Source organism: Streptomyces sp. NPDC001027 (assembly GCF_040299045.1).
Lineage (GTDB): Bacteria > Actinomycetota > Actinomycetes > Streptomycetales > Streptomycetaceae > Streptomyces.
Map to the genome: position 1 here is coordinate 1 of NZ_JBEPBI010000283.1, position 9,434 is coordinate 9,434.

General features: G+C 69.6%; 10 protein-coding genes and 1 pseudogene. 5 read left to right on the top strand and 6 right to left on the bottom strand.

Going from position 1 to position 9,434, the window contains the following annotated elements; translation table 11 throughout:
• Nucleotides 1-88: pseudogene (locus ABT300_RS37940) on the bottom strand (alpha/beta hydrolase); the annotation flags it as partial.
• A 127-nt stretch (nucleotides 89-215) separates the two neighbouring features.
• Between ABT300_RS37940 and ABT300_RS37945 the strand changes: the two are divergent.
• Genes ABT300_RS37945 through ABT300_RS37955 form a run of 3 tightly spaced genes read left to right on the top strand, consistent with a single transcriptional unit; the run spans nucleotide 216 to nucleotide 2,175 of the window.
• The gene (locus ABT300_RS37945; RefSeq protein WP_351685960.1) at nucleotides 216-833 is read left to right on the top strand and encodes a hypothetical protein; all 618 of its coding nucleotides are present in this window, start codon (nucleotides 216-218) and stop codon (nucleotides 831-833) included.
• Entirely contained in the window at nucleotides 830-1,474 is a 645-nt protein-coding gene (locus tag ABT300_RS37950) for a hypothetical protein (protein ID WP_351685962.1), read from the top strand. Before ABT300_RS37945 ends, ABT300_RS37950 begins: the two co-directional genes overlap by 4 nt.
• Entirely contained in the window at nucleotides 1,471-2,175 is a 705-nt protein-coding gene (locus tag ABT300_RS37955; protein WP_351685964.1) for an ATP-binding cassette domain-containing protein, read from the top strand. The genes ABT300_RS37950 and ABT300_RS37955 overlap by 4 nt, the downstream gene beginning before the upstream one ends.
• A gap of 135 nt (nucleotides 2,176-2,310) precedes the next feature.
• Here ABT300_RS37955 and ABT300_RS37960 read toward each other — a convergent pair whose 3' ends face one another.
• The 5 genes from ABT300_RS37960 to ABT300_RS37980 all read right to left on the bottom strand — a co-directional run bounded on the left by ABT300_RS37960 (nucleotide 2,311) and on the right by ABT300_RS37980 (nucleotide 8,004).
• On the bottom strand, nucleotides 2,311-3,663 hold the full coding sequence (locus tag ABT300_RS37960; protein ID WP_351685967.1) for a HEAT repeat domain-containing protein: 1,353 nt from the start codon (nucleotides 3,661-3,663) through the stop codon (nucleotides 2,311-2,313).
• A 150-nt stretch (nucleotides 3,664-3,813) separates the two neighbouring features.
• The gene (locus tag ABT300_RS37965) at nucleotides 3,814-5,766 is read right to left on the bottom strand and encodes an alpha-L-fucosidase (RefSeq protein ID WP_351685969.1); all 1,953 of its coding nucleotides are present in this window, start codon (nucleotides 5,764-5,766) and stop codon (nucleotides 3,814-3,816) included.
• Between the two features lie 429 nt (nucleotides 5,767-6,195).
• Nucleotides 6,196-6,657 carry a hypothetical protein gene (locus ABT300_RS37970; protein WP_351685971.1) on the bottom strand — a complete coding sequence of 154 codons (462 nt, stop codon included), beginning with the start codon at nucleotides 6,655-6,657 and terminating at the stop codon, nucleotides 6,196-6,198.
• 256 nt (nucleotides 6,658-6,913) lie between these two features.
• Nucleotides 6,914-7,258 (bottom strand): hypothetical protein, encoded by a 345-nt coding sequence (locus ABT300_RS37975; protein WP_351685973.1) that lies wholly within the window; start codon nucleotides 7,256-7,258, stop codon nucleotides 6,914-6,916.
• Between the two features lie 140 nt (nucleotides 7,259-7,398).
• Entirely contained in the window at nucleotides 7,399-8,004 is a 606-nt protein-coding gene (locus ABT300_RS37980; RefSeq protein ID WP_351685975.1) for a dihydrofolate reductase family protein, read from the bottom strand.
• 534 nt (nucleotides 8,005-8,538) lie between these two features.
• Between ABT300_RS37980 and ABT300_RS37985 the strand changes: the two genes are divergently transcribed.
• Both ABT300_RS37985 and ABT300_RS37990 read left to right on the top strand, forming a co-directional pair.
• The gene (locus tag ABT300_RS37985; protein ID WP_351685977.1) at nucleotides 8,539-8,895 is read left to right on the top strand and encodes a hypothetical protein; all 357 of its coding nucleotides are present in this window, start codon (nucleotides 8,539-8,541) and stop codon (nucleotides 8,893-8,895) included.
• A gap of 83 nt (nucleotides 8,896-8,978) precedes the next feature.
• Nucleotides 8,979-9,200 (top strand): DUF7489 domain-containing protein, encoded by a 222-nt coding sequence (locus ABT300_RS37990; protein WP_351685979.1) that lies wholly within the window; start codon nucleotides 8,979-8,981, stop codon nucleotides 9,198-9,200.
• The last annotated feature ends 234 nt before the right edge of the window (nucleotides 9,201-9,434 follow it).

Here is a 9,434-nt window from a genome sequence, read left to right on the forward strand (position 1 = left end):
CGCCGCCCTGCTCCACCACCAGGCTGGAGTGCTTGAGCAGACGGTGCACGGCGACGCCGCCCTGGTAGGGGGTGGCCGCGTCGTTCGTCGTCGCTCCCTACACGCGTCTTCGGTTCACGTACACCGGGGACGCGGTCCCGGGAGGCGCCGCATTGGGGGCGTCTCCCGGTCCGCCCGTCTGGCTGCCCTGGTCCAGAATCGGTCTGTTCACCCTCGTGGCCGCGACCGCTGTGCTGTTGAGCGCACGCCGGTGGCTGACGTCGGGCGTCCTCGTCCTCGGGCTGGCGGCAGGGACATCGCTGCTGGCCATGACGCCGAAGACGGACGCCACAGGGTCGGTGCTCAACACCAGAGAGCTGCGGTGCACCGGGCGCGATCCGACGGTCTGCCTCTCGTCCGCGTACGAGGACCGACGACGGCGTCTGGAGCGCGCGGCCGCACACCTGACCCGGCGACTCGAGGGCGTCGCCCCCACCCACTACCTGCTGACCGAGGACAGCCCGCAGTCGTGCCGGGGCAGAAAGGGATCCGGCTCCCCGTGGACGATCGGCGTCTCGCCTCGCACAGAGGCAAGCGTCCGGAACCTCGCCGCCTGCATCGTCGGCCCCGCGTTGTACGAGCCCGCCTCTCCGGAGGCCTACGCGTTGTACCGATGGCTCGCTGGGGAGGCGTCCGCAGACCGTCCCACCGCTCGAGAGCGGTCCGCCGCCGACCGCCTGGCGCGTCTGTCCGCACGACGACGCGCGACGTGGATCGGCCAGTACCTGACGGCCGCCGAACACGGCAGCCGCCCGCCCGCCGTCCCCGATCCCCGTGGAGTACGACTACCGTGACCCGCCTTCCGCACCCGCCGCCATGGCTCCGAGCCGTACCCGGACTGCGCTGGCCCTGGCTGCTCGCCGTCTCCGGCGTCTGCGCGGCGGCCGCCTGGCTCGCCGCCGCGGCCGGTGCAGAGGACTCCCTTCCCTTCCTGTTGCTGCTGGCGCCGATGCTGCCGCTGCTCTGGGTGGCGGCCAGCTACGGGGGCAGAGCCGACCCGTTCGCGCCGGTGATCCGCAGTACCCCGGCGGGCGGACTGCGGCTGCTGATGCTGCGCGCGGGCGTCGTCCTCGCCGTCTGCCTGCCCCTGCTGCTGGCCGCGGCGGTCGCGGGCGTGGGCGTCTCGGCCTGGGCCGCCGCCTGGCTGGTGCCCAGCCTGGCCCTGACGCTCGTGACGCTGGTTCTGGGCTCCTACATCGGCTGTCTGCTCGGCGCGGTGGTGACCAGCGGCGCGTGGCTGGTGATGATCGCCGCCGTCGCCCGGCTGTCCATGCGCGAGGACGGCCGGGTCACCTCCGTGCGGACCGTCCTGCTCAATGTGCTCGAGAACCTGCTGGACGGCGGAGCCCAATGCGTGTGGGGAGCGGCGTCCGGCCTGCTGAGCGCCCTGCTCGTGCTGCGCCGGCACTCCTTCAACGATCTGAGGTCCCGATGATCAGCGCCACCCGCCTGACCGTGCGGCACCGTCGCCACACCGCCGTCGACAGCCTCGATCTCGAACTGGGGCAGGGCGTCCACGCGCTGCTCGGACCCAACGGCGCGGGAAAGAGCTCCCTGTTGCGGGTCCTGGCCACGGCTGCAGGCGCGGTGGAAGGCGAACTGAAGCTGCTGGGCCGCGATCCACGCCGTCCCGCCGAGCGGCTGGAGATCCGCCGCCGACTCGGCTACCTGCCGCAGACGTTCGGCATGTTCCGCGGTTTCACCGTGCGCGAGTGCGTGAGTTACGCCGCCTGGCTGAAGGACATGCCCGGCCGCGGCGCACTCGACGCCGTGGAGCGCGCAGTGGACCAAGTAGGCCTGACCGCACGGATGGACGCCAGGTACCGCACCCTCTCGGGCGGGATGCAGCGCCGGGTGGGCATCGCCACGGCCCTGGTGAACAGTCCCCGCCTGCTTCTGCTCGACGAGCCCACCACCGGCCTGGACCCTGCCGAGAGGGACCGCTTCCACGCCCTGCTGCGCAGCCTCGGCGCGACCACGACCGTGGTGCTGGCCACCCACCTCATGGAGGACGCGCACGCCTGCTGCGACACCGCGATCGTGCTCCACGCGTCCCGCAAGGTCTTCGTCGGGCCGCCGCGGGAACTGGAACTGGCCGGCGGGTACACCGCGGTGGTCGCCGGCGCCGTCCACTGACACGTCACCTCATGAAATCTCACGTCACAACACCCCACGCCGTTGACGTCGACGGCCGCTCGCGCCGCATCGCTCCGGCTGCGGATCGCGTGCGGCCGTCTCCGAGCTGCCGCAACACGTCTCCGACGAGCGCGGTCAGTCCGCTTGGGGAGGCTGCGGGGCAGGAGCGGGCGGATCGGGGTGGGCGAGGATCGCTCGGCGGGTGCGGAGAGCGGCGGCCAGAAGGCTCTCGTCCAGTCTCATCTCGGCGTCGCGGGTGGAGTCGTTGACGGGGATGCGGGTACGCCTGTCGATCAGGGCCGTCACGGCCGGCAGCGCGAGACGTGCGCGGCCGCCCATCCGGGCGAGACCCGCGAGGTAGTACTCGCCTACCGCGTAGTCGGCCAGGTGCGGTGTCATGAGGGCGAGCAGCCGGGGCAGTGCGGAAGGGCCGGCGTGCCGGAGCCACAGCGGGGCGCACTCCGCCTGCGAGCGGCCGGGATGACGGAACGTCAGATTATAGAGCTGGGCCGCCTGCTGGAAGGTCAACGGGCCGGCGTCCAGCAGGGCATCGAAGATCTCGGAGGCGTGCGCGAGTCGGGTGACGCCCACCGGTCTGTCGGCGAGGAGCGCGGCGGCGGACGTGCTGTCGTGCGCCGGCGCGGTGGACGGGACCCGCCCCGTCCCCCGGGGCGCAGTGACACGGGCTACGGCCGGCAGAGCAGGGTGAGCCCGCGTCGCCGCCTCGGAAATCGAAGCCGTCGCGAGGGCCCTGTCGAGAGCCGGGGTGGCCCTTCGGCTGTGATGTCGGAGGAGTGACGGCAGTAGCCTGACCGGGGCGTTCCGCCAGTCGTGGCACGCCTCGCGGGTCAGGTCGGCGCCGATGTCCCGGGTGCCGGGGTCGGCGAGGAGGCGGGCCACGAGGGCGTACGTGTCGTGCTCACGCCCGAGTCCGTACAGGGCCTCGCCCCAGAGGCGCCCGACGTCCTCGAGGTGGTGGGCGGCTTCTTGGGCGTCGTCGAGGAGTGCGTCGTCCAGGGATCGCCATCGCGGGGGCGGCGCCGCCCGCAGCGTCTCCAGGTGGGCGAGGAAGCGGACCGACGCGAGGCTGTCGCCGGTCAGGTGGGCGGCGCCCGGGCCGAGCGCGCCGGCCAGGCCGGTGCGCACGACAGGGTCGGTGAGTTCGCCGAGGACCGCGAGCACCAGATCGGGCCGGCCGAGGTGGCCGACGAGGCTCGCGGCTCGGCGCCGCACTCCCTCGTCGGGGTCGCCGAGCAGGGCCGCAGCGGCGTTGACCGCTTCTTCCCAGGGCAGTTCGCGGGCCATGCTGTGGAGCAGACCCAGGGCCTCGCGGCGTACGGCGGGGGAGTCGGCGTGGGCGAGCCGGAGCAGCCGGGTGGCGACGGGGCCGGTGCGGTCGGCGCGTACCGCCTCGAACAGCGCGATGCGGGAGGGGTGGGCGGGTGTCGCGGCGGTGCCGTCGGCCACGGCCTCGTCCGGCCATGTCATCGGGCGGGGCGGTGGCCGCCCTTCCGTGCGGGAGCTTCGATCATGGTCCCGATCATCCCACACTGCACATCAGTTCGGGCAGGGTCTCGCGGCCCGCGCATCCCGAGGGCTCGCGGGCCGCCGAGGTGACGCCGGTGTTGAGCGGGACCGTCAGACGGGGATGATCTGCCACTGCTCCTCAGGCGCGCGGTTGTACGTGAACTGGTTGATGTCGGCCCCGTCGGCGGTCGAGCCCGCGTCGACGTTGAGGGACAGTCCGCTGAACCGGTTGGTGAGGCAGTAGTAGCCGTCGCCGGTCGGCGTGACCGCCCAGTGCTGCTGGGGGACGTCGTCGTCCGCGTACAGGGCGACGTTCCCGCCGTTCACCCGCGAGAGTTCGGCCACCTCCATCAGCTTGCCGCTGTTCACGTTCTTGATCTCGTAGTAGCCGTCGCCCGTGGAGGCGAAGGTCCACTTCTGGGCGGTGTTGTTCAGCCACGGCCACTGCTGGATGTCGGCGCCGTTGGCGGTGCCGAAGTCGTACACGTCGACGACCTTGCCGCTCTTGCGGTTGACGATGCGGTAGACCGTGTTCCCGGCCGGGAGGACATTCGACAGAAGGGTCGGCCTGGCCGTCCGTCCGCCGATCCTGACACCGCCCACGTTGGCGTAGCCGCCGGTGGCCGCGTTGGCCTGGATCCGAATGAAGCCCACGTTCCGGGCGGGCCATTCGGTCACCTTGGTGGTGTGGTCGCCTGCCCATGTGCCGGCGGCGACCTGGGTGAAGTCCGTGCCGTCGGTGCTGGTGGAGATGGTGTACGAGGTGATGTCGCCGTCGGTGGTGTCGTTGCGGTTCCACTGCTTGGGCAGATACTCCAGGGTGGAGACATCGCTCCACACCCCGCCCAGGTCGATCGTGAGGGAGTGGGGCAGGGCCGGGGTCAGTCCCCACGTCGACCAGCAGGTCTCGTAGCCCTTGTCGCTCAGCCCGTCGATGGCGTTGAGCGGTCCCTCGCCGCTGTGGAATCCGGTCGCGTAGGCGCTGACGGGCGTCACGGGGTGCTCGGCGCGCGGCATCTGCGTCGGCAGCGGCGGGCGGGAGGTGTTCGGGCTCCAGGCCGCCCCCACTTCGGCGAGTCGGTTGACGATGTTGGTGTCCAGCCTGCCGTTGCGGTTGGGCGGGCAGTTGAGGATGAACGAGGTGTACTTCGGTTCCAGATCCGCCAGGTGCGACAGGATCGCGTCCTTGCTCATCAGTCCCTGGGTCGGGGTGGACGGATGCCAGAACCATCCGTCGCTGATCGTCTGTCCCTGCGTGGCGGCGTAGGTGTTCCCGGCCGGCGCCGCGATGCCCAGCGGCTCCTCGAAGTAGATCGCGTCGCCGAGGAAGGGCACCGACAGTCCACCGTGGTCGATCATGACGATGTCCGGCTGGAGTGACTTCACATGCTCGCGGATCCGCTGGTAGGAGACGGCCTGCTGGCCCATCTGCCACCCGTAGCCGTCCGTGACGAACATGTCGATGGCGCCGTAGCCGGTGAGCAGCTCCGTGATCTGACCGAGGATGAAGGTCATGTCGCCGGGCTGGATGGCGTCGGTGACGTCGAGACCCGACACCCTGTGCCGGCTCTCCCAGGCCTCGACGCCGAAGGTGCGGTCCCATATCGAGTAATAGAGGCCGACCTTCAGCCCCTTGGCCCGGAAGGCGTCGCAGTACGCCTTCACCACGTCCTGCTTGTAGGAGCTGTTCGCGACGTTCTGGGCGCCGTATGCGCTCGGCCACAGGGCGAAGCCGTCGTGATGCTTGGTCGTCAGGATGCCGTAGCTCATCTTCGCCGCCGCCGCGGCGGCAGCCCACTGCGCGCAGTCCACGGCTGTGGGCGCGAACAGGGCGGGGTTCTGGTGAGGGGCGGCCCACTCCTCGTCGGTGAAGGTGCCCAGGTTGAAGTGGTTGAACATGCCGAACCGCATGTTCACGAGCTTTTCCAGGTTGGTCTGCGGGTCCGCGGCGGCAGCCTCCGCCAGCAGGGGCGACAACGCGGGGATCACGGGCAGGGCGGTCGAGGCCACGGCGGCGCCGACGGCGCCCAGCAGTGTGCGGCGTGACAGATTTCCTGACGGCATGGCTGTACTCCCGTATTGAGGCGGCGGCTCGGATCTTCGGGGTGAGACGGTGGGACGGCAGCCCGAAGGATCCGGATTCAGGCCGTCAAGTGTTTGCAGATGCCTGCAGACACGCCTTCCCTCCGGGCCGAAGCGTCGGGTGATACGCATGAAGTTCGACCATGCAGCCCGTCCGTGTCAACGGGTGTGAAGGGATGAACTGGCGTCAGTGGGACGGTATATGACCTACTACGCGGAGAGTGTTGCGAGACATCCCCTGCCAGACATCGCATGTCTGACGTCCCGTCGCCGACGGCCACGCGTCACGCTTGCCGCATGCGGAAAGGCCGCCGCCCGTCCCGCATGGGGAAGGGCGGCGGCCTCACAGGGTGCGGTCACACGGCGGTCACACGGCAGGGCGCCGAAGTCGCACCCTGCCGCCGGGGCAGGTCAGTCCACGTACCACTTGCCGCACTTGGTGATGCCCTCGATCTCGGCACAGGCGCGTGCGGCGAAGTTGGAGTTGAAGACGGACTGTGTGCGGGTGCCGGTGTAGGGGCCGCACATCTTCCAGCCCTCGCTCTTCGCCTGCTGGTCGCTGACGATGCCCTTGGTGTTGGGGAACGAGTGGAAGCTGCGGTCGACCCACAGCCGGTCGCCGGCCTTGCGCCCGGACTTGATCTCCGCGCGGCTGTAGCGGTCGAGCGCCGACTCGTTCTGCAGCTCGACGCGGCGGCCCCTGAAGTCGAACGAGGCGCCGGACTCGACGGCCCTGAAGCGGCCGATGACGGCAATGCCGTCGCAGTCGGCCTCGGTGGCCGAGGCCGCCGACGCGGGGACGAAGACTACGGCGCCGCTGCTGATCAGCACGGCCGAGGCCGCGATCACGCGGCCCATACGGGGCTTCTTCACGAGGTTTCCTTTTTCGGGTGACGTGTAACGGGTGGGGGCCTGCCGCTTCGCTGGACAGCTCGAGACCCGGCTGAACACAGGGCACAGCCATCTCGATTCCGCTCAGCGGCAGTCCGCGTTGCCCACCGAATCGTGCGCCACGAACCTTGTGGAAACCTTGCGAACCAGCCGTGACCTGCGCTTTTAGACAGCATGCGCACGTCACCCCGTACCGCGACCGCGACCTCCGCCGTCGGTAGGACGCTCCCGGCTATGACTAGCGCACGAGAACCACGGAGTTGATCGGCGTCATGTCGTACGGCGCGAAATCACCAGTCTCGCGGGCCACTTCGGAGCAGTTGACGCCGTTGTACCCGAAGCAGACCTGGAAGCCGGCGCCGCCGGTCTGGCTGTTGACCAGCACGCGCTTGCCGGTGACGTTGGACAGGTTGTGATAGCCGTAGCTGTAGAAGATGTTCCGACTCAGGATGCTGCCGTCGGTCTCGCGGATGCAGACTGCTCCGGACGGGCAGGCTGTCGCCGCGTCGGCACTGGGCGCCATGGCGAGCCCACCCCCGACGGTCAGTGCCAGCGCTGCAACGGTCGTCGCGATCCTGCGCATGTTCGGCCCCCTTGTTGAGACGTCCACGGTCGAGGTTGCCCCAGAAGAGTCCCTGCGATGAGGACGCCCCGCCAACGTCCCTTCCGGCCATTGTCGCCACGCTGGCATGACGCCGTAACTCCCGCCTGACGGGGGCGCTCCTAGTAACTGTCGTAGGCGGGTTCGCCGCTCGGTCGGTAGACGCCGACGACGGTGCCGCCCTTCGTCGTCGTCACTCTGACCGGCTCGAGCGCACTGGGGATCGCTCCGTCGGCGAACAGCCGCTTGCCGGTGCCGATGATCACCGGATGGATGGTCAGCCGGTACTCGTCGACGAGGCCGTGCCGCATGAGCGTCTGGGCGAGGTCACCGCTGCCGACGACGTTGACGTCGCCGCCGTCGGACTCCTTCAGCCTGCGCACCGCGTCGACGGTGTCGCCCTGGAGCAGTGTGGAGTTCTGCCAGTCGACGGACGTCAGGGTCCGAGAGGCGACGTACTTGTGCATGCTGTTCATCCGGTGGGTGAAAGGGTTGCCGGGATCGGCGGTCGGCCAGTACGACGCGAAGATGTCGTACGTCTTGCGGCCGAGCAGCATCGCGTCGGAGTGCTCGTACCAACCGGCGATGGCCGCGCCGACCTCCTCGTCGGCCACCGGCTTCTGCCAGCCGCCGTGCTCGAAACCGCTCTCGGCGTCCTCGTCCGGGCCTCCCGGCGCCTGCATGACGCCGTCCAGGGTCAGGAACGTGCAGACAATGATCTTGCGCATGGTGCGCTCCCTTCGTTGACGGATAGACCCCAGGCTCGCCGGAAACTCATCGGAAGGCTTTCCGCGGCGCAGCACGGGCCGGCGGCCCAAGCCGTTCGGACGAGTGGGGCGGTATCTGTCGGCCGACGCCGGCCAGGTCTGATGTGCGCATCGCAAGGCCGTGGGGGGCGGGGGCGGGGCGAGCCGCGGGGAGGCGCGAGGCGCATGATGTCGGACAGCGCCCTCTCCAGCCGCGCACTGGCCCGTCCTCGACGGCGTCTGATCGATCCGCTGGATGCCGTGGTTGCGTCCATGAGCAGCGACAGAAACGAGACGTGAGAGAGTGTCAGGTCCATCATGCCTGTTCGGAGACGGTTTCGGTAGGACTCAGCGCACGTCCGTTCGACCTTGTGGCAGTCGATTTCGCGCGCGAGACTCGTCGTCATCCACTCCTCGGTCGACGTGTCGGCAGCCCTTGGCGGTTGTCGATGCGTTCACCGTGCTGTCTCGCTGTGTGACATGCGCGGACCGGGGGTGACGGACGAAGGGGGAGCAATGGATCAGGACATGGTGACGCTGGCGAGGGTCAGGCTGCTCAGTGCCAACCGGCGTGTGGTGCGCGGCGCCGAGGGGCTGTGGATCTACCGCCTTCTGACGCAGGTCGAGCCGGAGGTGTACGGGTCGAAGCTGGCGTACGTCCTGGTGGAGGCGAGCGCGTCGCTCCTGGTGCAGGAGTCGCCCGAGCAACGGTTGGCCCTGTTGGACGAGGCCGTGGAGGTGGCGAAGGCTCTGAGCGCGTCGAATCCCTACCGGTCGCTGGTGCTGGCGAGCGCTCTGGCCGCCAGGAAGCGCGAAACGGATGGTCGGCCGACGCCGGCTCCTGTGCCCGAGGGGTCGAGAGGACATTTGTGAGGGTCCCTGTAAGACATCTGTACCGCAGTATGCGTGCCTCGTGACACTGCACCCGCGCCTGTCTGCCTTCGTAGGCTTGCGGCATGTTCAAGTCTCACAAACCAGGACCGGACGACGCCTGGGAAGGCGTCGTCGAGGACAAGTCGCGGGGCATGCTCGACGGCGCGAACATGTACCACTTCATCGAGGTGAGGCGGGGGGACGGTGAGTTGATGAAGGTGCGCATCGGGCGTGGGCTGTGGAAGTCGATCGCGGTCGGCGACCGCATCGTGAAGGAACCGGGGAGCGATCCGGTCAAGGCGTGACCAGGCCGGTCAAGGCGTGAACCCGGGGAGTCCCCGGCGGTTCCCGCGGCCCCAGCCGAGCACGCCCCGGGTATGGGCATGACAGGTCGGTGGCCTCTCGGCGTGCGCCTGAACCAGGTGAAGGCCAAGCCGCAGCTGTTCGTCGACGCCCTGCACGGCGCCCCGAGACTGGCCTGGCGCACGAACGCCGTCGGGCTGGACACGCTCGGCAACCCGGTCGCCCGCACCGTGCTG

Coding starts and splice junctions, on each gene's coding strand:
- ABT300_RS37955 (WP_351685964.1), top strand. CDS start 1,471: ATGATCAGCGCCACCCGCCTGACCGTGCGGCACCGTCGCCACACCGCC.
- ABT300_RS37960 (WP_351685967.1), bottom strand. CDS start 3,663: ATGACATGGCCGGACGAGGCCGTGGCCGACGGCACCGCCGCGACACCC.
- ABT300_RS37965 (WP_351685969.1), bottom strand. CDS start 5,766: ATGCCGTCAGGAAATCTGTCACGCCGCACACTGCTGGGCGCCGTCGGC.
- ABT300_RS37975 (WP_351685973.1), bottom strand. CDS start 7,258: ATGCGCAGGATCGCGACGACCGTTGCAGCGCTGGCACTGACCGTCGGG.
- ABT300_RS37980 (WP_351685975.1), bottom strand. CDS start 8,004: ATGCGCAAGATCATTGTCTGCACGTTCCTGACCCTGGACGGCGTCATG.
- ABT300_RS37985 (WP_351685977.1), top strand. CDS start 8,539: ATGGATCAGGACATGGTGACGCTGGCGAGGGTCAGGCTGCTCAGTGCC.
- ABT300_RS37990 (WP_351685979.1), top strand. CDS start 8,979: ATGTTCAAGTCTCACAAACCAGGACCGGACGACGCCTGGGAAGGCGTC.